Origin of the sequence: Paenibacillus macquariensis, from assembly GCF_900156375.1 — a bacterium.
GTDB lineage: Bacteria > Bacillota > Bacilli > Paenibacillales > Paenibacillaceae > Paenibacillus_AQ > Paenibacillus_AQ macquariensis.
The window spans coordinates 155,406-180,243 of sequence record NZ_FTNK01000012.1 but is presented as its reverse complement, the minus strand read 5'-3'; the positions used below and the strand labels follow the sequence as shown (position 1 = coordinate 180,243).

Genomic DNA, 24,838 nt, shown 5'->3' with positions numbered 1-24,838 from the left:
TTTACTATACTTCAGTTGTATATGTCCCCTTCAAGCACATACTCGAATGCAGCTTTTTGAAAGCATGAGGTACAAGTGCGCTGAAGGGGATTTTTCATGGTAGACGTTAAATATGTTTACTTTGTAATGAACCTATTTGACGCTTACCGTAAAATATATCAAGAAATCAAGATTATTATCATTAACCTATACATGGCGGGAGAGTAAGATGTAAACATAAATAATTCGATTTATTGATCTATCTTCACGAAAAAGAACAGGGTATTTGAGATCCTACACCAAATGACCTTGCCTCATTTATGCATGACTCCAAACAGATATATAGCATTTTGTAATTAGAATGCTCCTTCCTATGAATATTTCAATGTATTTAAATATCTCGAATCATACTTAAATAGGGGAATAGGACTATGCCCCGATATTACATATTCAACATGTGACTTACTTCAACTATATATTTAGTTTCTTGAGAAAATAAGCAGTTCTCTTGTTCCGTGATTATAGTTTTTATAATCATATATTTAGATTGAAGGAGGTCGTTTGAAATGTTTAGTTCTGGACAAAAAGCAAGAAAAGCAATTGTACTGGTAGTGTTTATTGCAATGTTTATCAATTTTGCAACCTATGCTAGGGCTGCCGACAATGGAAATGGTACCTACACAAATCCAATTTTGTGGGGAGATTATCCGGATAATGACGTGATTAGGGTGGGTGATTCCTTTTATATGTCATCAACGAGTATGCACCTATTTCCTGGAAGTCCAATCATGAGTTCGAAAGATTTGGTTAATTGGAAATATGAAAGCTACGCTGTTGCCAGAATGGAAGGAGACATGTACGACCTAAAGAATGGGCTGAATGCTTACGACGAAGGTCCATGGGCAACCAGTTTAAGGTATCATAACGGTAAATTCTATTTGTTGTACAACATCAATGGAGATGCTGCATACGTAAGTATCGCCAATAGCGCAAAGGGCCCATGGACGATTTACAAGTTAGAAGATGAACTATACGATCCAGGACTATTTTTTGACGACAATGGAAAGGTATACGTTGTACATGGTCAAGGTCAACTATACCTAAGTGAATTGAATATTGTGAATGAAGAAACTGGTGAACTTTCTATTATTTCTAAGAGAGAGCCTGGAGCATCACGTAATGGAAAGATGATCTACGATTATAAGGGTGGTTATTATAATGAAGGATCACATGTATATAAAATTGGAGAATACTATTACATCCTAAGTACGCCAACCTGGGCTAAAGGTTCAAAAAAGGAAATAGCGATCAGAACAAAAGACTTGGTGAATGGTCCTTATGAAGTAAAGGATATCATGACAAGCTTTATGAATTTTACAGGCAATGGTATACACCAGGGTGGTATTGTAGAGGTTCCTCAGGGTGAGGGAAAGGAATCAGAATGGTGGTCGGTTATATTCCAGGATCGAGGAAAGCTAGGACGTGTTCCAACATTGCAGCCAGTGTACTGGAAAGATGGATGGCCATATTTAGGAGAATTTGATGGGGAAAAAGCGGTTGTTACTTTAAAGAAACCTAATATACCAGGTTTGGGTACAACTGAGCCAAAGGCACCTGCAACATCAGATGATTTCAGTAGCAGCGATTTAGGTCTACAATGGCAGTGGAATCACAACCCTGATAATGAAAAGTGGAGTCTTACGGAGAGACTAGGATATATAAGACTTAAGACATCTAGTGTAACGAATTCATTAGCATATGCAAGAAATACACTTACGCAAAGAATCATTGGTCCAGACAGTATAGGAACTGTACAGATGGATATAAGCCATATGGCTGACGGTGATCAAGCGGGATTATCTGTTATACAAAAAGATTCCAACTTCATTGGAATAAAGAGTGAAGATGGAAAGAAGAGAATCGTTGTTCAGGACTTATGGACAGAAGAGGCATCCATTGATCTTCCAGAAGGAACAACGAATATCTGGTTTAGAGCTGAAATTCCAAGATTTGAATATAGAACGGAGTTTTCATACAGTCTAGATGGGGTGAATTTTACTCGATTAGGCGGAAGATATGAAATGCGTTATGGAACATACGTGGGTATGAGATTTGGTATTTTCAATTATGCAACAAAAGCCCTTGGCGGATATATTGATGTTGATTCATTTGAATTGACAACGACTGAAAATCAAGGGAATTTATTTAGGGTAGATAAGAAAATTGATGCTGAACGTTATGATGATCAAAACTATGTTACAGATAAAAATCTTACTATAAACGCTAAAACAGAGTGGACAGATGATGATGTAAACAGCGGATACGACCAAAGTATGACCAATATCAAGAATGGCGATTGGCTGCGTTATGACCAGGTGGATTTTGGTGATGGGGAGGCAAAATGGTTTAACGCAAGAATAGCCAGTAACAAACCTAGCGGCACGATTGAGGTTAAACTAGCTGATGCAGAAGGCAATCCAGCCGAAACGATAGCCATACTACAAATTCCAAATACAAGTGATTTGAATGCGTATGTAAATGTTAAAGCAGAGCTTACAAAAGAAGTTACAGGTAAGCAAAAGATATTCTTCATATTTAACGGCTCTGATACGGAAATGTGCAAGCTAAACTGGTTTATGTTTGGTTCTGGTGATTATCCGGAGATTGCAGCAGCTCCTGCTCATGTTCAAGTGGATTCACCAAACAGCTCAACGATTGATATCGCATGGGATGCTGTATCCAGAGCATTACAATATGATATCAAGATTGACAATAAGATCATAAGCAATGCTACAAGCCCATTTTCAGAAACAGGGTTACTTGCTGGATCGACTCATACAGTACAGGTTAGATCCAAGAACTTTGCTGGTTTCAGTGAATGGAGTGAGGGTGTCAATATAAAAATCGAAGCTGACCCTGAAATGATTCCTTCAAGTGGCATGACGGTAACCGCTTCAAGTGAAGAAACGCAAGACGAGGATAATAAGGCAGCAAATGTCATAGATGGAGACATAGATACGATCTGGCATACAAAGTGGAATGGTGGAAATACGCCTCCTCACACCTTGGACTTCAACTTAGGACAAATATATGACGTATTTAAGCTTAAATATATTCCAAGACAGTCAGGTGGAGATAACGGTATCGTAACCAAGTACAACATCTACACAAGCATGGATGGTGTTAACTACACCTTGGTCAAGGATAAAGGAACATTTGTAAGCGATTCTACACCCAAAACAGTAACATTCAAACCCACTCCGGCTCATTACCTGAGATTTGAAGTATTGGCTGGAAAAAATGGATTCGGTTCCGCTGCTGAAATGAACATTTACCAAAATGTAGTTCCAATACCGGTCGTATCTGACAACAAGATAACTGCAGCAAGCAGTGAACAAACAGGCTTTGAGGCTTCGAAAGCTAACGATGGTGATATATCTACTGCATGGAAGGCTGTATATGAGGATCCGTTGAAGACTTGGACAGTAGACTTAGAAGAAAAGTATGACCTGACAGAGATCGAGTTAGAATGGGCTGCAGAAAACGCAAGCAAGTACAAAGTTGAAGTGTCAAGTGATAGCAAGGTTTGGACATCTGCAGTTGATAGAACGGCGTATACAGAATCCAGCAAGGTTAAAACAGATAGGGTTTCAAATCAAGAAGTGAGGTTTGTGAAGGTAACATTTATAGAAGGAATCGCTTCTATTGATGAAATAAGAGTTCGCGGTATGAAGAGTGTAATTATACCGGAATCCAACAATGTCGTATTAAACAAACCTGCTTCTACAGATAGCCAGCAGAACAGCAATCCAGCATCAGCAGGTAACGATGGTGATGAGTCAACTCGTTGGTGTGTGGCTGAAGATAAGAATCCACACTACTGGCAGGTGAATCTTGGCGGGAAATATGATTTAACGGGTTCAAAGGTCATATTTGAAAAAGCCGGTAAGGCCATGATGTATAAGATCGAGGTTTCAAGTGACGCTGCAAATTGGACTACAGTGATTGACCATATGAATAACACAACCATCACGGAACAAGTTAGAACAGATAATTGGACTGCTAAGGGTGTTGAACATGTCAAGGTAACTGTCATGGGATACCCGGAACTGTGGGCAGGTTTCCGTGAGTTTGAAGCTTACGGTGCTAAATCAATTACAGATCCAGGTCAAGAATATGAAGCACCATCAACCACAGATAATGCGCCCACCGATTGGATGAATAAAGATGTTACGGTACTTCTGGATGCTACTAACAGTGGAAGCGGAGTCGCTAGCACCCATTATATCGTCAACCATGGAGAGGAGCAAACCGGCAATTCGGTAGTTCTCACGGAAGAAGGCGTTCATAACCTGGAATACTGGAGCTTAGACAAGGCAGGGAATGTCGAGGAGCGGCATACAGCAACCGTGAAGATCGACAAGACGGGACCAAACCTCAAGATTGGGTTGGATCCTACAACACTCTGGCCGGCGAATCACAAAATGGTGAAGGTGAATGCCACACTAGATTCGAGTGATGCCTTGTCAGGAATCAAATCCATCGTGTTAACCTCCATTACCAGCAACGAACCGGACAGTGAAGAAGGTGACATCCAAGCGAATTTGGGCTCAGAAGATACGTCGTTCAGCTTGCGTGCATCAAGATCCGGCGGGGGAATAGGTCGCGTATATACAGTAACTTACACGGCTACCGACCTTGCAGGCAACCAAACGGTTAAATCAGCAACGGTAACCGTTCCGCATGACCAGTCTGGAAAGCCTGGAAAATAAAATACCATCATGAGTTAAAATAAACTGTGACCCACAAGAAGGACACTTTGAAAAAAGTACCCCTCTTGTGGGCCTTTTGAGTTTTAATCAGAGACGGACCAAACCAACCGGGCGCAGACAATCTATAATCTATTGAACAAAAAGTAGCGCTTGCAGGGATGAGACTCTTGGTGTGCAGGCAAGTATTTTTAATAAATGCTTGCCTGCACTGTGGGGGGACCAATGGAGAGGAGCAATGGAAAGTGAGCATATCCAAGATCTAAGTCATTCGGCAAATAACAAATTCCGATGAAGTTTCCCTTGTCTACTATACTTCAGTAGTATAAATCCCCTTCAAGCACATACTCGAATGCAGCTTTTTGAAAGCATGAGGTATAAGTGTGCTGAAGGGGATTTTTCATGGTAGACGTTAAATATGTTTGCGTTGTAAACAATCTATTTGACGCTTACCGTAAATTGATCATGAAATCCAAATTATCGTCATTAACATATCCATGGCGGGAGAGTACGATGTGAACATAAATCATTCAAGGACGCCAAACAGATCGCACTTTGTAATCAGAATGCTCTCTCCTATGAACAATACTCATGAATTTTTAAACTGATGTAAGCGATTCCAATCTGGAAATCCATATTTATTAAAATGCGGATTCATTTTAGATCGAATATGAAGTTATTCAAAAGTAATGAGTTGAACTCAAAGGAGGTGATGCTGACTTTATAGCCATTACATTAAAGGTTAATTACAAGTATCTGAAAGTAATAGTTGAAACTCGAAGGAGGTAAAAGATGTCACTGTCAAAGGTAATTAAAAACTTAGCAATTGTGGTAGCCTCTGTACAGATAATTAGCATTACAATTCCTGCATTTTCGGGAGTTGTGGATGCTGCAACTTATGATGGAATCATAGAATCAAATCAAATGAAGGTTGAAGTGGATCAGAATTTCCCAAGAGTAATAAAGTATGAGTTAAACAATAAAGTGTTAAATGGTTCAGAAGATATATTGAACAAAATCAGAATCAACGGAACAGACTATGTACCAACAGTGAAGTACACAGAAGAGGCAGATAAAGCCCAATATGTGCTATCCGTCGATGAGCTGAATGTTGTAATAACTCTAACAATGACAGTAGAAAAGAATACACTTGATTTTGAAGTAACAAAGGTAGAAGAAAATGGTACAGTAAAAATACACACCATTGAAATTCCAAACCATAGCTTGGTATCGGTAAAAAGTACTGAAGCGGGTGCCGGATTTGCCGGTTCCAGAATGGAAAACGCTGTTTATAAAAAAGGTGATGTGTATCAAGATGTATCAGGTACTCCTACGGTAGATAGTACACCAAAAAACTATATGTACGCGTTCATTAACAATGATGAATTGGCAGCCAGTGTTTGGTCAAATGCATTTGGTGATACGAATACAGATGCGGACAATGACAACCACCGTATTGTTAAGCAGACTACAGAGAAAACGGGTTACTCTCGTACAGCGTTGTGGAGTGCTTCATGGGTATACCGTGGGAATAATATGCCTAATGATATAACTGAGCCATTACCACATTCGAAGGTAGTTATCGCAGAGGATGCAAACGGTGATGCTAAAATGGACTGGCAGGATGCAGCTATTGCATACCGTGATATTATGAACAATCCTGTTGGTAGCGACAGAATGTCGGAACTTGTTGTTCACCGTATACCAATGAACTTTGGTAGCCAGGCAACGAACCCATTCTTAAAGACATTAGATGAGACAAAGAAAATATATTTATCAACAGATGGACTTGGACAGTTTGTGGAATTAAAGGGTTACCAAGCGGAAGGTCATGACTCTGCACATCCAGATTACGGCGGACATATTGGTGTACGTCAGGGCGGACAGAAGGATATGGATACACTTGTAAGAGAAGCACAGAGCTATAATGCTTTCATGGGCGTACATATTAGTGGTACAGGTGCTCACCCAGAAGCAAAGGCTTTTGATAATGATTTGGTTAATATCAACAAAGGCGGTTGGGACTGGCTTGATCCATCATATGATTTTGATGACCCAACATACCGTAGAGAAGTTTATTCTGGCAACAGAATGAACCGCTTACAGATGTTGAAAGACGATGCACCCACGCTTGACTTTATTTATGCTGATGCGTGGTATGAACAGGGCTTTAATGGAAGAAGATTTGCAAGTGAAGTGAATTCTTTAGGATGGACTCTTACTACGGAGTTTCCAAATGTATTAGAAGATGAAGTCGTTTGGAATCACTGGGCAGTTGACTATGATTACGGCGGAAAGAGTATAAAGGGTTATAGCAGTGATATAGCTAGATTTATTAGGAATGACCAGAAAGATACTTGGATAGCTCGCCATCCAATCCTTGGGGGTACTGAGGCAACTGACGCTGAAGGATGGCAGGGTAGAGTAGATTATGATGAAATGATAGATGTTGTGTTCAAAACAAATCTACCAACTAAATATCTGCAAAGCTTCCCAATGACTAAGTACAGTGTAACCAATAATGTGGGACGAATTGAATTTGAAGGAAATGTTGTTGCCGAAAGGACATCAGATGGAAAGAGAATATTTACGAAAGATGGTAAGAAACTTCTTGAAGAAGATGTAACCATACAAAAAGGAACAGATAACGGTAATGTTTATGATGATGTAAAATTCAATAACCTCAAATATTTGTTACCATGGTCGCCAAATGCGGATAAGACAGGAAGCGAATTAGCTGGTGTTGAAGAAAAACTGTACCACTATAATGAAAAAGGCGGAACAACGACTTGGGATCTGCCAAATAGCTGGAATAATGTATCAACAGTTAAGTTGTATACATTAACAGATACTGGTAAACAAAATGAAAAGGAATTGAATGTAGTTAATGGCAAAATCACTATAGATGCTAAACCAAAACAAGCTTACGTTGTATACAAAGGTGATGTTTCTGTAATTGCTAAAGATATGAAGTGGGGATTTGGAATGCCTGCAAAGGATCCAAGCTTCAATAGTGGAACATTAGATAATTGGGATGTAAAGAGTGGTGCAGCAACTGTAGAACGAAATACTCGTGGCCAGTACGAATTAGTAGTAAAAGATAACGCTGATGAAGAGACTGTACTAGAGACTCCATTATCAGGATTAAAGCCAGGAATATACTCAACATCCATATATGTTCAGGTAGGCAATACTCCAAACAGTACAAATGCTAATGATCCAAACACCGCAGGAAAGGCAAAACGTAAGACGACGATTGGTGTTAAAGATTTCGGCGGAGCAGACATAACAAACTATACTGAAAGTTCACCGCTTAAAAACTACATCTCAGCTGACTCAAAGCACAGCACCAATATGCAGAGAATGAGAGTCGTATTTGATGTAGCAGAAGGACAGGAAACTGCAACATTATACTTGAAGGTAGCACAAGGAACGGCGACTGTAACATTTGACGATGTCCGCTCTGTACCTACAAAGAGAGTTGTACCACAATCTCCAGAGGTAGTAGTAGCTGAAGATTTTGAAAATGTTGACCAAGGTTTGACTCCATTTATTATAGCAGATGCTGATGGAGTAAGTGATCCACGTACTCACTTATCAGAATTACACGCTCCATACACTCAGAAAGGTTGGAATGGCAAAGCAGTTGATGACGTATTAAATGGCGGATGGTCAGTTAAGTCACATAAAACAGGTAGCGGTCTTATCATGAGAACATTGCCACAGACTTTAAGATTCGATAAAGGAACAACGTACGAAGTAACATTCAAATATGAGAGCCAGTTCGATAAGAAGATTAATTTCGTTGTTGGCAACGGTACGAAGGAAGTGATGAATGTACCTATGCCGCAAGCAACTGTTCCTACACTGTTTACTGTTAAATTTACAGCAAACTCAGAAGATTACTGGATAGGAACAAGAAATACGGTTGGAAGTTCAGCCGGAGATTTTATTCTTGATGATCTAGTCGTTAAAGAAGCAAAGAATGCTACTATTGATCCACCACAAATTTCGCCTGTTGACTTATCAGTTATACCTGTAGATGGTATCACTGCAAGTGCAACGGGTTATCAAGAAGGTGATAACCCTGAAAATGTTCTTGATGGAGACACAGGCTCATTGTGGCACACAGCTTGGGACGGAAGTGATACATTACCACAATCCATTACGCTTGATTTAGGTAAAGCTTACAATGTAAACAGAGTTGATGTTACACCTAGACAGGAGACTGATGGTAAGGGTGTAGCTAATGGTAATGGATTTATTGCAAAATATGACTTATTTGTTAAGTATGCAGATGCTGAAGATTTTGTAAAAGTTGTTTCAAACGGAACATGGGAAAAAACAATTGCTACAAAACAAATAGCTATTGACAGTTCAAAGGCAATTACTCACGTTAAGTTAACTGCATTAGAAGGACGTGGTAATTACGCATCGGTAGCTGAGATGAGGGTTGCTCAAGAAGCGCCATTCATAACTGGACCAAGTAAAGTTGATGTTAGCACTTCCGTTGGTATGCATCCGGAAATGCCTGCAACTGTAAAGACAACATTGAGCAATGGCGCACAAATGGAATTACCAGTTCAATGGCAAGCAATTGAGCCTTCAAAATATGCTACTGAAGGAACATTTGAAGTCGTAGGGCATATTAATGGAGTTGAGGCTGCAGCGATTACAGCTACTGTTACCGTAACAGCTAGTGAAAAAGCAGATATCGTAGATGCAAAAGTAATGAATGTTTACACGACAGTAGGAACTACACCTGTTATGCCAGAATCGGCTAAAATGATAACTTCCAATGGTACAGTAATAAATGTACCTGTTACTTGGGATGAAATAGCTGAAGGTAGCTACCAGAATGTTGGATCATTCAATGTAGAGGGTACAGTAGAAGGGACTAATATCAAAGCACAAGCTATTGTAATAGTTACAGAACACCAAGCTACAATTCGTGAAATTCCTGAAATAAAAATGAGCACATTGATTGGTATAAAACCACTTTTACCAAATACGATTGAAGTAACAATGAGCGATAATTCAAAGAGATTTGTATCTGTTACGTGGGAAAGCATTTCTGATGAGCAGATAAGCAAAGAAGGTCAGTTTGCTGTAAATGGTACGATCGAAGGTGCGGATAAGAAAGCTATTGCAGAAATTACAGTAAAAGAAGATCCAAACATTGCATTGAGGAAACCTGCAACTGCAAGCAGTCAGCAGTCAAGTAATACTGCAGTGATGGGTAATGATGGTCAAACATCAACTCGTTGGAGCGTAAGTGATCCAAAAACTGAACACTGGTGGCAGGTTGACCTGGGAGCACAGTACGATGTTACTAGTTCAAAGATTACTTGGGAATCAGGTTCAAGTACTATGAAGTATAAAATAGAAGTATCTTCCGATGGGGAGAACTGGGAAAAAATTGTGGATAAGTGGGATAATCCAGTTACTGAAAGTTTCACAGAAGATACTTGGTCAGCTAATAATGTTAAATTTATAAAAGTGACTGCTTTAGGTGTTGATACAACATGGGCAGGTTTTCGTGAGTTTGAAGCTTACGGTGCTAAATCAATTACAGATCCAGGTCAAGAATATGCAGTTGAAGTACTAAATGGTGAAGGTAGCGGAAATTATGCTAAAGGAGCCACCGTTACAATAGCAGTATATGAAGCACCAGAAGGTCAAGAATTTGACAAATGGATTACTGATAATAGTAGCGTTGTATTCAAAGATGCAAGTGCAAAAGCTACTACATTTGTAATGCCTGGTGAAGCAGTAAAAGTAACAGCAACTTATAAAGATGTAACAGATCCAGGTCAAGAATATGCAGTTGAAGTAGTAAATGGTGAAGGTAGCGGAAATTATGCTAAAGGAGCCACCGTAACAATAGCAGTATATGAAGCACCAGAAGGCCAAAAATTTTACAAATGGATTACTGATAACAGTAACGTTGTATTCAAAGATGCAAGTGCAAAAGCTACTACATTTGTAATGCCTGGTGAAGCAGTAAAAGTAACAGCAACCTATTCATCGGATGGTGACTGGACACCATCACCAGATCCAACGCCAAGCCCTACACCTACACCAAAACCAAAAGATGATAATAAGCCAACAAAACCAGCAGATCCAGTAAAACCAACTAAGCCTGAAACTCCAAAAGTAAAGCTTTCTGATCTTGCGGATCACTGGGCTAAGGCGTCCATTGAAAAATCGGTTGAACTTGGTTTTGTAACTGGCTATGAAGACGGGACTTTCCGTCCGAATGGTACTGTAACTCGTGGTGAGTTTGCAACGATGTTAGCAAGAGCGCTGAAATTGGAACATGGCGATACTGAGTTTAGTTTTGCTGATCAAAAGCAAACACCGGTATGGGCTCAGCCATTCATTCATGCACTTATAAAAGCTGGTTTCATTTCTGGATACGAAGATGGTTCTTTCCGTGCAAATAATGAAATAACACGATCTGAATTCGTAGTCATTATTGTTCGTGCATTAGGTCTTGAAGTGGATTCTAATGCACACCTGACATTTAATGATGCGAAGCAGGTTCCGGCATGGGCTAGATCCTATGTTGCAGCAGCCGTGGAAGCGGGTCTAGTTAAGGGGAACGGTGATGGCAAATTCAATCCCAACGGTTCAACAACTAGAGCTGAAGCAGTCACTTTGATTCTAGCAATGCTTAACGCAAAAAAATAGAAGTAACTTCGAAGAAGATCGTCTGCTCTAGTGCAGGCGATCTTCTTGCTTCTTCATGAGATCGATAAAAAGTCGGGGCAGATGAATTTGGTTGTAGCAATTGCAATTAGCTTATATTATGGAATATCTAGAGATATGTGAGATTAAAAAGCGTACAGGGTTGCCTATAACTATATCATGATTTTGAATGTTTTATCATTCTGACCTCTTATCGGAAGGGCTATGATGAAAGTAGCAGATGAGTAATAGCCTGCATCAAAAAAGAATAGGGGAAAATGTTATAGTCATTGATCTTCTGACTAAAGAAGTGGTAACTGGCAGCTATCAAGAAATCCAAATTATTGTCATTAACTTATAAGTAGCGGGATAGTATGGAAAAATAATTTTACTCCATATATTCAGTTTATTGAGAAAATAAGCAGTACTCCTGCCCCACGGTGATAGTTATTACCACATTGATTTTAGGCGAGTTAAACAATCTTAAAGAAGTTAGAGAAGAACGCTATATTATACTTCAGTAGAATAAATTCCCCTCAAGCACATACTCGAATGAAATCATGAGGTACGAGTGCGCTGGAGGGGTTTTTCGTTTTTTATGGTAAACGTTAAATATGTTTACTTTGTAATGAACACATTTGACTTTTTCTGTAAAATTCGTCAAGAAATAAATATATTGTCATTAAACTATCGATGGCGGGAGAGTAAGATGTAAACATAAATAATTCGATTTATTGATCTATCTTCACGAAAAAGAACAGGGTTTTTGAGATCCTACAACGAATGACCTTGCCTCATTTATACATGACTCCAAACAGATATATAGCATTTTGTAATTAGAATGCTCCTTCCTATGAATATTTCCATGAATTTAAATATTTCGAATCATACTTAAATAGGGGAATAGGATTATGCCTCGATATTACATATTCAACATGTAGCTTACTTCAACTATATATTCAGTTTCCAGAGAAAATAAGGAGTTCTCTTGTTCCGTGATTAGAGTCTTATAATTATATGACTGATATGACTGATAAGGCTCCCTGTGCAGAGCTGGACAATATCCAAGCAGAGTTCTTTGTATCACCCTCAGGTAGCGATACAAATGACGGGTCTCACGACCATCCTTTCGCTACTTTGCAAGCGGCTCGAGATGCAGTGCGTCTAATTAACAGCTATATGACCGGAAATATATACGTGTCTATTACATCTGGTAGTTATTACGTCGATAATACGTTTTTATTCAATGAAAGTGATTCGGGTACGATTGGATTCGACGTTATTTATAGGAATTTGGATGGTTTGGGGACTGCGAAATTCATAGGCGGCAATAAAGTAACTTCGTCATGGAGTGCAGAATCGCGTACAGGCGCAGATGCAGACCTCCCTACTGCTGTAGAGGGAAAAGTATATAAAACTAATGTTGGAACAGGTATTTTTCTCTCAAATTAGTTGCGATCATCTCGAATAATGATTTTTTATAGAAAACACGAAAAATATGAGTCATAGAGTATCAGAATTGAAGTTATGGAAATATTGGGACAATTTGTTTGGTCTTGCTTCCAAACAACGGGGGACGTGTATGAGATGGGCGGTTCTTTCAATGATTAATATAATAAAAAATGTTAAAAAACATAAAAATGAATAGTTTTTGTGGTTGTTGGTTTACGAGTAGCCAAACTATACTGTAAGCGTTATCAGTATTCTGTTTGACAAGATTTAATCTTGTCAAACGTATGAAGCAAAGAGAGGTGAAATAATGAATAGTTGGGTGCTGTAATAATGAACTTCAGAAAAAAGAAATAACAACATCAGTTAAGGAAGGAGATGTGACGGGGGTTCACTTCAGAAGCGATCACATCGGAAATTAAACAGGGAGGAAAGATGCGAAATGGTGAAAACTTATCATAAATTCACTGCTATAATGATTGTTCTTTGCATGGTATTAGCCATAGATTTAAGTTCGGTTACAGATGCATTCGCTGCTGAAAAGGCTCCCAGTGCAGTGCCGGGCAATATCCAAGCAGAGTTCTTTGTATCACCCTCTGGTAGCGATACAAATGACGGGTCTCACGACCATCCTTTCGCTACTTTGCAAGCGGCTCGAGATGCAGTTCGACTTATTGACAGCAATATGACCGGAAATATATACGTGTCTATTGCATCTGGGAATTATTACGTCAATAGTACGATTTCATTCAATGAAAGTGATTCGGGTACGAATGGATTCAACATTATTTATAGGAATTTGGATGGTTTGGGGACCGCAAAATTCATAGGCGGCAATAAAGTAACTTCGTCATGGAGTGCAGTAACGCGTACAGGCGCAGATGCAGACCTGCCTGCTGCTGTAGAGGGAAAAGTATACAAAACTAATGTTGGAACAGACATTAATTTCAATACCTTATATGTTAACGATGCCAGAGCAATTATGGCACGAACAAAAAATTTAGAAATCGATCCAAGATTTCCTGCAGCATCAACTACCTATATGAGATCAGCCGGCGGAGGCATCAATACCCTCATCTATAAGTCTGGTGATATTGATTCCGAGTCATTGACTGGAATGATTCATGCACAAACTCGAGGAGACTTGGATGCACAGGTATATATGTGGGATGGAGGCTATTGGGATTGGATGACGGACACCATTCCAATTGCAAGCATAAATACATCCACACGTACACTTAACTACAAAACCGACCCGAATAATAGAGCGGCATATCGCCCCAAATACGCTACACGCAGCGATGCAAGATACTTTTTGCAGGGAAATTTAGGGTTCCTGGATCAGCCCGGCGAATACTACTTCAACAAAACGACAGGGGATCTGTATTATTATCCTACTATCGATTCCGGTAATATAAGCGATCAGGACATCGTGATCCCTGCGGTAGAGAAAATCATTGAGGTCAAAGGCGCCGCCCGTACAAGCATGGTATCGCATATTACATTCAGTGGGTTGGAATTTAAAGACACCAATTTCCCTGACTACTACAGTTACGGGTGGAACTGGGGGGATGCAGGTGACGGCTTAGGATATTACCCGCCGGAGGCTGCAGGTAGTACACAGCCTTCTTACAGCGAACAGTCCGAAAGAGTGGAGTTTCAGGTTGGTGTAATCACCTTAAGCAATACGAACAACATCACGATTACCAATACGCATATAACAAATGCGGGGATGTTCGGTATTGAACTCTATCTTGCAAACCAGTACACGAATATCAACAACTCTCTTATTGAAAATACCGGGCATGGCGGTATCAATCTGGAGGGTGGCTATCCCGGCGTAGGCGGGGATTCCAATGGGGACGGCTATAACAGCCATAACATAGTAACCAATACGATTATTCATGATATTGGTCAGTTGGTTGGTCAAACCGCTGGTGTTACAATTAACAACTCCGGCTATAATACATTATCGCATTTAGAAATTTATAACACGCCAAGAAGAGGCTTATTTTTGACCGCCGGTTACAGCCGTAACGGCGGAACGGCATCCCCAAACGGTGATGCAAATTTCAATATAATGACTGATATGTATTCGCATCATAACACTTTCGAATATATCTACTTGCACGATAGTCAACAGGATGGTGGGGATGACGGTGCATTCTTCGCGTGCTATCTTTACAGAGGCCCCAATTCCAAACCAAATTATATTAACCAGATGGTAATAGACAATGTGGGGGCAAACCCCAGTATGAGTGATATAGCACCAAACGGAATGAACTTGGATATGGGTACTTCCGGGTTTGAATTGAGTAATGTAAAAATAGTAAATCCGCAGCATTTTAATTTTGAAATAGGCGGCGGTGATTCAAGATATAAATTGACCAATACAAATATTGATTTTGGTACTGCCTACAATCAACTCGCTACTTTTGATGATTCTTTGATGGACTATGCCAACATAGGAGTTGGGGCTGATTTCCCGAGTGTCTATAGGCCAGTAAGTAACACATTTCAGGAACCTGCCGATATCTTTTTCAAAGATGATTTTGAAAACGGGTTGGACTTATCCAAATGGGTATTCAGAGGAACTAAACCCCGTATCACAACCGAATGGATGTCAGAGGGAGCTTTTAACGGCAAGAAAGCCTTGAAAATCGATAGCGATAGTGCCGTAACGGGAGTGAAGCCTGTCCTGTACAGGGATCTAGGTCCTTCACTCAATAAAATAGTTACTGTGAAATTATTTGACAGGCAAAACGAATCTCAAGCTCCATACGATTCTGGGGCTACTATTTCAACAACAGTCAAATCGCTGGCAAGGGTTGACAATAGTGTTAATGCAGTAGGCTTGGGTTTGGATACGACAGTAGATAGAAACTATTATGTTATTCTTAACGGCTCCACAGAAACTGCAACTTCTATTCCTCGTACTTATGGTTGGCATGAATTGAAATGGGATTACACCAGTGGTACTGATGTAAAGTTGTATATTGATGGCGTACAAGTTCAGACCTTGAGTTCAGTAACCAATTTCAATCGCGTTGAGTTGGGGTCTGATGACGGCAAAGGGGTAAGCTATTACGATCAGCTATACATCTATGGTGGAAAATTTGCACCACCGCTGTCTACGCTCCCAATTCCTCCCATGAACTTGGCACAGAGTGCATCAATTACAGCATCATCTTATCCTCTAAATGACCAAAGATATGCTCCACAGAACGTAGCAGATGACATCATAGGTGTATGGGGCTCAGGGGAATGGGCATCCAACGGCGAAGCTAATCCGTGGATACAGCTTGACTGGAGCAGTGGTCAGATGATTAATAAATTATTCCTTTATGACCGTCCGAATCCAAATGATTGGTCAAAAGGAGGGACACTTACATTCAGTGACGGTAGTTCTGTTGTAGTAACAGGAATACCGAATGATGGCACAGCAAAAGAAGTATCATTTGATGACAAGAATGTTACATGGGTCAGATTCCAGGTAACAGGCAGTACAGGTAATAATGGCTTGTCGGAGTTTCAGGTATATAGGGTAGCAACTTCCCTGACTGTACCTAAGGGACTTACAGCTAATGCATCAAGTAGTTCTCAGGTTACTGTGACCTGGGATGCTGTAGATGGTGCAACGGGCTATGACCTTGAGGTGGACGGTGGAGTTATAAATAATGTTACTAGTCCGTATGTACACACGGGATTAGACGGAACATCAACCCATACGTACAGGGTAAGGGCAAAGGATGCCTCAGGGATGACATTATGGAGTTCGCCTGTGAAAGGATTAACACCGGCACAAACATTGGGGAAATTTGAGGCTGAGAGTTACCTAGCCATGTCGGGAATTCAAACTGAATCATGCTCTGAAGGTGGCCAGAACGTAGGGTATATTGATGCTGGCGATTGGATGGAATATAGAGTAAACGTACCTGCTGACGGAGCCTACGTCGTAAAGTATAGGGTAGCTGTAAACAATGGTACAGGCGAGGTTCAATTTACGGTCGACGGAGTTAATAAGAAAACCACATCACTACCGGCAACCGGAGGTTGGCAGAACTGGACGACTGTTACTGATACCGTATCATTGGAAGCGGGTACACAGACTGTGAGGCTGAAGGCTAGTAAAGGCGGTTGGAACTTCAACTGGTTCGAGTTGTTGAATGCAGCTGACAAAAAATTAAACAGCATCACATCTCCTTCAGCGATCACAGGCTTGGCGAACGGCACGGAGAAGACGGCGGATGCACTTGGCTTGCCTTCTACAGTCGGATTAGTTACTGATGGAGGAAATGTAAACGCGAAAGTATCGTGGAATGTAGATGCTTCCAGTTATGATCCAGCTGTTAAGGAAGAACAGACCTTCACGATCGATGGAACCGTGACCTTACCAGAAGGTGTGAACAATCCGAAGAACGTAGCCTTGACAACAAGCATCCAAGTGACAGTGCTTCAAGCCGATCAAGAAGCCGATCAAGAAGCGCCAATGACAACAGATAATGCGTCCACCGATTGGATGAATAAAGATGTTACGGTACTTCTGGACGCTACTGACAGTGGAACGGGAGTCGCTAGCACCCATTACATCCTAAACGATGGTGAGGAGCAAACCGGCAATTCAGTCGTCTTCAAGGAAGAAGGCGTTCATAAATTGCAATACTGGAGCGTAGACAAAGCAGGGAATGTCGAGGAGCGTCATACCGCTACTGTCAAGATTGACAAGACGGGGCCGAACGTCACGTTCGAGTTGGACCCTACGACATTATGGCCAGCCAATCACAAAATGGTGAAGGGGAATGCCATACTTGATTCGAGTGATGCTTTGTCAGGAATCAAATCCGTCGTGTTAACCTCCATTACCTGCAACGAACCGGACAGTGAAGAAGGTGACATCCAAGCGAATTTGGGTTCAGAAGATACGTCGTTCAGCTTGCGTGCATCAAGATCCGGAGGGGGAACAGGTCGCGTATATACAGTTACTTACACGGCTACCGACCATGCAGGCAACCAAACAGTTGCAACTGCAACCGTAACTGTCCCGCACGATCAGTCTGGAAAGCCTGGAAAATAAAATACCATCATGAGTTAAAATAAACTGTGACCCACAAGAAGGACATTTGTACAAAGTGCCCCTCTTGTGGGCCTTTTGTGTTTTAATCAGAGACGGATTAAACCAACTGGGCGCAGATGGCGCAGACAATCTATAATCTATTGAACAAAAAATAGCTCATGCAGGGAGGAGACTCTTGGTGTGCAGGACGAGCATTCCGCATCACCATGACCTGGCTGATCAAAAGCAAACATCGGTATGGCTCAGCCATTCATTCAAGCCATTGCTAAATCTGGCTTTATTTTAGGATACGAAGAGGGTACATTCCGTGCAAATCATGAAATAAACAGAAGTGAATTAGTGTTATTATCATTCGTGCACTGGGTCTTGAAGTAAGTCCAAATGCTTCGTCAAGAGATCGATAAAAAGGAGGGGCAGTTGAATTTGGTTGTAGCAATTGCAAATAGCTTATATTATGGAATATCTAGGGATATGTGAGATTACAGAGCGTGCAGGTAGCCTAAAACTATATCATGATTTCGAATGTTTTATCATTCTGATCTCTTATCGGAAGGGCTATGATGTAAGCAGCAGATGAGCAATAGCCTGCATTAAATAAGTATAGGGGGAAAGTAAAATGTATAATGTTCGACCACGTATTACACGCGTATTAAGTATGATCATGATTTCGGCCTTAATGATTCCATTGGTTTCAGGTTGTACTAAAGGGGAAACGGCTACTAATAAGGGGCAATCTACTCAGCCGGATACGCAGCAGGAGCAGAAAGAAGAAAAGAAGGATCCTGTTACATTAAAATTCCCAATATGGTCAACGATTACGGAGGACTTATTTACGAAGCTAGATCTTGTAAACGAATACAAAAAGGAACATCCTAATGTCACCATTGAATTGGAGCTGTTAAAGGATACGGAGTATGAAAATACGATGAAGATCCGGAATGCAGCAAATGAATTGCCAGATATTTTGCCACTGAAATCAGCATGGCTGATTAATTTCAAGGATAATATTGTGCCTCTTGATGACTTAGACGCAGCCAAGAACAATATATTCGCAGCTGATTTCAAGGTGGATGATCATATTTATGGTGTACCAGAAAGCCAATTCAATGAGTTTGTTTGGTATCATAAGAGCATTTTTAAGGAATATGGAATTGAGATTCCACAGACTTGGGGAGAGTTTGTAGCTGCTGCGAAGACCATTAAGGATGGCGGCAAATATATTCCGATTGCGATGGGCGGTAAAGACGGTTGGCCGAATTATCCTTTCAACGAATTTATGCCATCTCTGGTAGCTAACGATGGGGATTACTGGTCAACGATGGCGACGAAGGATGAGCCTTTTACGAAAGGCGAAGCCTTCTATGATGCTTATGTGAAGATTCAGGAGTTGTACGATGCTAAGGTAATGGGTCCTGATCCACTTGGTGTTGGTTTTGATCAATCCAAGCTAATGTTTGGTTCAAATCAAGCAGCGATGATTGCTCTCGGTCAATGGTTCGGTAGTGATCTGAAATCGATGACTGATGTGGATATGAATGATATCGGTGCATTCTTGTTACCGGTTCGAAATTCAGTAGATGATCCATTCAATACGATTTCCATGGTAGATACGTTCTTTTCAATTCCAAAATCTTCGAAGTATCCAGATGAAGCGAAAGAATTCATTAACTGGTTCTTCAGTGACGCTTGGTATTCTAAATATATGACCGAAGCTCAACTTCAATCGACGATGAAGGATGTAAAGATTGATCTAGGTACAATGTTTGATGGTGCTTTTGACGTATCAAATCTGAATTATGTGCTTAATAAAGGCGGCAATGAGGATTATAAGAAAATTGAAACGGCAATTAAGTTCGATGTGAAGAAAATGGGGCAGGACATGATGGCAGGCAAGGATTTCAATAAGATGATGCAGGATATGAATAAGAGTTGGAAAAATGCCCGTTCCAAATAAATAAATCTCAATTCGAAAGGTGAGTAATGAGGAAGGTGGCTATCGTTAAGATGAGCCACTTTCCTTATAGAGAAAGGAATGGAAGGCAGAAATGAAAACGATTTCTATGCAGAAAAACATACTGTTATTCGGATTTTTATTAATTCCTGTACTGCTGCTATTGATGTTTGTTCTATACCCGCTTATAGAGCTTGTCAGAATAAGTTTTACCGATTGGAATGGAATGGCTGCCCAGCAAGTTTATATAGGTTTCGACAATTACATTAAGATGTTTACGGATTCATCAGATGTATGGCTATCACTTCGCAATAACGGCATCTACTTCATTTTCCATTTAATTATGATACCGCTTGAACTAGCGATTGCGGTTTTATTGGATAGTAAGATTCGTGCCAGTAAGTTTTTTAAGTCCATCATATTCATGCCTTACATAATCAATGGGGTTGCTATCTCGTATATATTCGCCTTCTTTTACAGTCCCATTAATGGTGGGTTAAATGGGATTTTGGAAGCGCTTGGGCTAGAGTCGCTCATACAGAATTGGTTGACGAATGATTCTATAGTTAACATTAGCTTAGTGTTTGTATCGATTTGGCGATTCTCAGGCTTCCATGTCATCTTATTCCTAGCCGGCTTACAATCCATTCCTCAGGATCAATTCGAGTCAGCAAAAATCGATGGTGCCAACAGTATTCAGAATTTCTGGTATATTATCGTTCCTGGTATAAAAAAGGTACTCGAGGTTATTTTGTTCTTAAACATCGTTGGGGCACTACAAGTGTTCGATATTCCGTATATTATGACACAGGGCGGTCCGGGTCATGCGAGTAGTACATTTACATTATATACGCTGGAGACGGCCTTTAAATTTAACAGCTTCGGTATGGCTTCTGCGATGGGAATCACGATGTTAATTCTCATTATAATCCTGAATGGTGTACAGAACAGGCTGTTCAACCTGAAGGGGGTTGGTGAGGAATGACGACAAATCGGTTAGCAAACCCTATCAAGAAGTTCGCCTTGTATTTAATTCTACTTATGATATGTATGATTATCTTCATACCCTTACTTATAACGTTATTTGCTTCATTTAAAACTTCGATGCAGATCGGCTCGGAATTTGCTCTAAAGCTACCTGAAAGCTTTAATTTCAATAACTACAAAGTTGTACTAGAAAAGGGAAAGTTTTTACAGGGGTTGGGTAATTCTTTATTCCTTATTGCGGTCAGTGTCATTATTAATTCTCTATTAGGAACAATGACTGCCTATGCGATTAATAGATTTGATTTTCGCTTGAAGAAGATCATACTCGGTCTCTTTTTAGCAGGTATGATCATGCCCGGTATGATTACTGAAATTTCACGGTTTACCATTATTAAAAATCTTGGACTTTATAATTCAATTTGGGCTCCGATCGTGATTTATGCAGCAACTAATCTGGTACAGCTCTATATTTATACGCAGTTCATAAATGGTATTCCCAAAGAATTGGATGAGAGTGCGATGCTGGATGGTAGTTCGTACTTTAAAGTTTTTACTAAAATGATTTTCCCACTTCTGCTGCCGGCAACTGCAACATTAGCAATTATTAAAGCTGTTGATGTTATGAATGATATGTATATCCCGTATCTGTATATGCCGTCAAGCACACTAAGAACGTTGACTACGACTTTGATGTATTTTAGTAGTTCAAAGTTTGGAAGTTGGGATTATTTAAGCGCTGCGATTATATTGGTTATGTTACCGACACTTGTGATTTACCTTATATTTTCAAAGTATATTTTCAAAGGTATTGTTGCGGGTGCAGTGAAAGGATAAGAAGATGCTAAGATTAATAATCAGAGATTTGAAAGAAACTTATGTGAAGAGTAAATAGAGTATCATGTTTCTATACGTACAAAATACTGTTGCTCCACTGGCACTGATGAGGTCGGGGCTGAGGGTCCCCCTAGGCTCCACCAAATAATACATTCAAACCATTTCATTACGAAGTGGTTTTTCTATTTTGGCGGATAGCCTAGGGAGGGATGAACCCCTAGAGTTTCGCCCGCGCGGACGTAGTGGAAGATGTATTATCGACAGCAGGTTGTCAATATGTTAATCTGCAATCATGACAAACTCGACTGAAAAGCCGGATGATTCGCTTAGCCGATTCTCATTGAACATTTTTAGAGTTTACGGATTGTTGATGCTGGCCGGCGATAATGTGACGATACCATTGGGTCAGATTAGCGCACGATGGCAAGTGCTTGGTCGGGCAGGAATCAACTGCAGACCGTAGCCAAGATGGTACGAGATATGGGTCATGCGCGACAGAGCGTGCAACGTATAGCTGATCTGCTGGAGAGCGAAGGACTGATTGCTAACCGGGATCCAAGGAGAAGGGACGGCAAAGAATGAACAATATTTATGATCGAAATCATACGATCGAGATTTTAGCACGTATCGATAAGTTGGGAGCTCATTCACAACCCCATTGGGGGAAGATGAATGTTGGTCAAATGCTGGCTCACTGCTCCGCATTCCAGGACATTGCCTCGGGAGTTTCTTTCCCAAAGAGAGGATGGCTAGGGATCGTGATTGGAGGATTTGTGAAATCAGCTGTTTATAATGACAAGCCATTACCTCGCAATATGTCAACTATCCCGACCATTTTATTTGCAGACAAAAGAGAATTCGAGAAAGAAAAAGAATTATTGAAACAAAAAACCGACTTATTTCAGCGCAATGGACCGGAGAGGTGTACGACTCATCCCCATCCCTTTTTCGGTAAGCTCACCTCCGAGCAGTGGGGCATCTGTATCTATAAGCACTTGGACCATCATTTACAGCAGTTTGGCGTTTAGTTTTCTCGAATGTGATATTCAGGTTGTTTTTGCCACTTGTTAGACAGCATCTCTCAGTGCCGTTCGTATATAATTGGGTAGTGTAACCAACCACGATGGGAGCACGTAGTGGTTGGTTACACTACCCAAAAGAAATGAATACCTGTATAAAGATTTATCACGGGGCTTAGCTCAGCTGGGAGAGCGAATCAGTATTGAATACTGATTCGAACATATTAACGATATTCATCGAACAAAAACCTCCCTCTCCATCAAAAAAGGTCCCTTTCGAAACAAATTCCCTAACCTTGAGAAACAACTGTAGGTTCTTCCGGAGCGCTCCTTTCGGTATAATGAAAGCGCATACTATTCCGTGAAGGAGATTATATATGAACTTTGACTTAAGCATAGTTCCATTCAGTCGAAGAGAATCGTTCCTAGCGATCTCAATTCTGCCTGAAGCTCAAGATAGACAACAAGGTTTGTATTTGCGCACCGTGCGGGGTGGTGACGATAAATTCGGCGAGGCATTTCTTATCCATATGTTGGATGACAGCGGCCAATCTGTACCGTTCCATTCAGAAGCTTTCCCCGAACTGATCCGGCTGAAATCGGCACTAGGCTTGACGGCTGAGATCTGTATCTCTGACAGCCGGACATTCCGTGTTCGGACGAATGGCTGCGGCATTCGCTTGACCTTCCGTACGGCCGCTTATGATTATGCGTATCAAGCAGCTCCCAGCAGTTGGGAAGTAAACAGCTTCACCCATGAATGCAGGTTCATGCTCACTGCGCTTGTTGGAGAGCTGCGGATGGAAGTTCCATGGGACAAAATCAAAAGCTCTTATGTTATCGCAGATTTCTTACCAGACAATAAATCAGGTAACTCAGAATTTGCTATTGAAGAATTCCGGACAGTTTGGGAGCAGCGAGCTTCTTGGGAACCATTTGACGATATCGTTAAGCAAGTGAAGGAAGAGTTTAGCCACTGGCTGAATCACAGCTTATCCTTGCCACAACGCTGGGAGGAAAGCCGAGCGCTTGCCGCCTATATTACGTGGTCCTGCCTCGTTCCAGCAGAGGGCTGTCTCACCCGTCCTGCGATGTATATGTCGAAAAATTGGATGACGAATATTTGGAGCTGGGATCACTGCTTTAATGCAATGGCGCTTGTTCGCCATGATCCGAAGCTGGCATGGGATCAGTTTATGATTTTCTTTGACCGGCAGGATGAGAGTGGACTAATCCCGGATTTCATCAACGATAAGTTTGAGCTGTGGAATTGCAATAAACCGCCAATTCACGGATGGACGCTTGCTTGGATGATGGCCCGAACGGACTTTATCAAAGAGGCGCAGCTTCGTGAGGTTTACGGACCTCTGTCCAAATGGACAAAGTGGTGGTTCCATTACCGCGATGGTGATGGAGACGGCATCCCTCAGTACAATCATGGCAACGACTCCGGTTGGGATAACAGCACGGCGTTCAACAATGGCATTCCAGTAGAGAGCCCGGATTTAGCAGCCTTTCTTATTCTGCAAGCAGAGATTTTAGCTGAGATTGCGGAACAGCTTGGACATATGAAAGAGGCTATAGAATGGCGACAGCTTGCTGAAGGCACACTGGAAAAGATGATCAGCCATTTCTGGAAAAATGGTCGATTTACGGCTTGTCGATCCGGCACGCATGAGGTTTCCGAAGGAGACAGCCTACTCTTGTTCGTTCCAATTCTATTGGGCAAACGTCTGCCTGAGCATATCCGTACTGCGCTGCTGCAAGGGCTGAGGGATGAGAGCAGATTCTTAACTGCTAATGGCTGGTCGACAGAGAGTATAAATAGTCCCTTCTATAATCCCGACGGCTATTGGCGAGGTCCAATCTGGGCACCTTCGACAATGATACTTGTTGAAGGTGTTGCCACAGCAGGAGATCGTGAGCTTGCGGAGGCGGTCTCACGCCGGTTCTGCACAATGCTCGATCGAAGCGGAATGGCCGAGAATTTCGACGCGATTACGGGGCAAGGTTTACGGGATCGAGCTTTCACCTGGACGTCGAGCGTGTTCCTTATTCTAGGTAATGAATATACAACTTAATGAAT

Annotated in this window: 11 protein-coding genes; all 11 read left to right on the top strand. The window is 41.1% G+C overall.

What is annotated here, in order from left to right; all coding sequences use genetic code 11:
* Positions 1–545 precede the first annotated feature (545 nt).
* The 11 genes from BW961_RS20095 to BW961_RS20035 all read left to right on the top strand — a co-directional run bounded on the left by BW961_RS20095 (position 546) and on the right by BW961_RS20035 (position 24,833).
* Positions 546–4,751, top strand: a complete 4,206-nt coding sequence (locus tag BW961_RS20095) for a discoidin domain-containing protein (RefSeq protein ID WP_068586263.1) — start codon at positions 546–548, stop codon at positions 4,749–4,751.
* A gap of 789 nt (positions 4,752–5,540) precedes the next feature.
* Positions 5,541–11,441, top strand: coding sequence for an endo-alpha-N-acetylgalactosaminidase family protein (locus tag BW961_RS20090; RefSeq protein ID WP_068586266.1), 5,901 nt, complete (start codon positions 5,541–5,543; stop codon positions 11,439–11,441).
* Between the two features lie 1,014 nt (positions 11,442–12,455).
* Positions 12,456–12,890, top strand: coding sequence for a hypothetical protein (locus BW961_RS20070; RefSeq protein WP_068586269.1), 435 nt, complete (start codon positions 12,456–12,458; stop codon positions 12,888–12,890).
* Between the two features lie 439 nt (positions 12,891–13,329).
* Positions 13,330–17,961, top strand: coding sequence for a DUF7402 domain-containing protein (locus BW961_RS20065; RefSeq protein WP_068586272.1), 4,632 nt, complete (start codon positions 13,330–13,332; stop codon positions 17,959–17,961).
* Between the two features lie 237 nt (positions 17,962–18,198).
* On the top strand, positions 18,199–18,336 hold the full coding sequence (locus tag BW961_RS31960) for an S-layer homology domain-containing protein (protein ID WP_082867496.1): 138 nt from the start codon (positions 18,199–18,201) through the stop codon (positions 18,334–18,336).
* 241 nt (positions 18,337–18,577) lie between these two features.
* Entirely contained in the window at positions 18,578–19,915 is a 1,338-nt protein-coding gene (locus BW961_RS20055) for an ABC transporter substrate-binding protein (RefSeq protein ID WP_068586276.1), read from the top strand.
* Between the two features lie 91 nt (positions 19,916–20,006).
* Positions 20,007–20,897, top strand: coding sequence for a carbohydrate ABC transporter permease (locus BW961_RS20050; RefSeq protein ID WP_068586279.1), 891 nt, complete (start codon positions 20,007–20,009; stop codon positions 20,895–20,897).
* Positions 20,894–21,733, top strand: a complete 840-nt coding sequence (locus BW961_RS20045) for a carbohydrate ABC transporter permease (protein WP_068586282.1) — start codon at positions 20,894–20,896, stop codon at positions 21,731–21,733. Before BW961_RS20050 ends, BW961_RS20045 begins: the two co-directional genes overlap by 4 nt.
* Positions 21,734–22,153: 420 nt before the next feature.
* Entirely contained in the window at positions 22,154–22,315 is a 162-nt protein-coding gene (locus tag BW961_RS30655; RefSeq protein WP_156510141.1) for a hypothetical protein, read from the top strand.
* Complete coding sequence (locus tag BW961_RS20040) at positions 22,312–22,761, top strand: DUF1569 domain-containing protein (protein WP_068586285.1); 450 nt, start codon at positions 22,312–22,314, stop codon at positions 22,759–22,761. The genes BW961_RS30655 and BW961_RS20040 overlap by 4 nt, the downstream gene beginning before the upstream one ends.
* 368 nt (positions 22,762–23,129) lie before the next feature.
* Positions 23,130–24,833: an amylo-alpha-1,6-glucosidase gene (locus tag BW961_RS20035; RefSeq protein WP_068586289.1), complete on the top strand. Its 1,704-nt coding sequence runs from the start codon at positions 23,130–23,132 to the stop codon at positions 24,831–24,833.
* Positions 24,834–24,838: the final 5 nt, after the last annotated feature.

Bases quoted from the DNA above. Each gene is read 5' to 3' on its own strand.
- BW961_RS20090 (WP_068586266.1), top strand. From the start codon at position 5,541: ATGTCACTGTCAAAGGTAATTAAAAACTTAGCAATTGTGGTAGCCTCT.
- BW961_RS30655 (WP_156510141.1), top strand. From the start codon at position 22,154: ATGGCAAGTGCTTGGTCGGGCAGGAATCAACTGCAGACCGTAGCCAAG.
- BW961_RS20095 (WP_068586263.1), top strand. From the start codon at position 546: ATGTTTAGTTCTGGACAAAAAGCAAGAAAAGCAATTGTACTGGTAGTG.
- BW961_RS20040 (WP_068586285.1), top strand. From the start codon at position 22,312: ATGAACAATATTTATGATCGAAATCATACGATCGAGATTTTAGCACGT.
- BW961_RS20070 (WP_068586269.1), top strand. From the start codon at position 12,456: ATGACTGATATGACTGATAAGGCTCCCTGTGCAGAGCTGGACAATATC.
- BW961_RS20050 (WP_068586279.1), top strand. From the start codon at position 20,007: ATGAAAACGATTTCTATGCAGAAAAACATACTGTTATTCGGATTTTTA.
- BW961_RS20045 (WP_068586282.1), top strand. From the start codon at position 20,894: ATGACGACAAATCGGTTAGCAAACCCTATCAAGAAGTTCGCCTTGTAT.
- BW961_RS20055 (WP_068586276.1), top strand. From the start codon at position 18,578: ATGTATAATGTTCGACCACGTATTACACGCGTATTAAGTATGATCATG.
- BW961_RS20035 (WP_068586289.1), top strand. From the start codon at position 23,130: ATGAACTTTGACTTAAGCATAGTTCCATTCAGTCGAAGAGAATCGTTC.
- BW961_RS31960 (WP_082867496.1), top strand. From the start codon at position 18,199: ATGGCTCAGCCATTCATTCAAGCCATTGCTAAATCTGGCTTTATTTTA.
- BW961_RS20065 (WP_068586272.1), top strand. From the start codon at position 13,330: ATGGTGAAAACTTATCATAAATTCACTGCTATAATGATTGTTCTTTGC.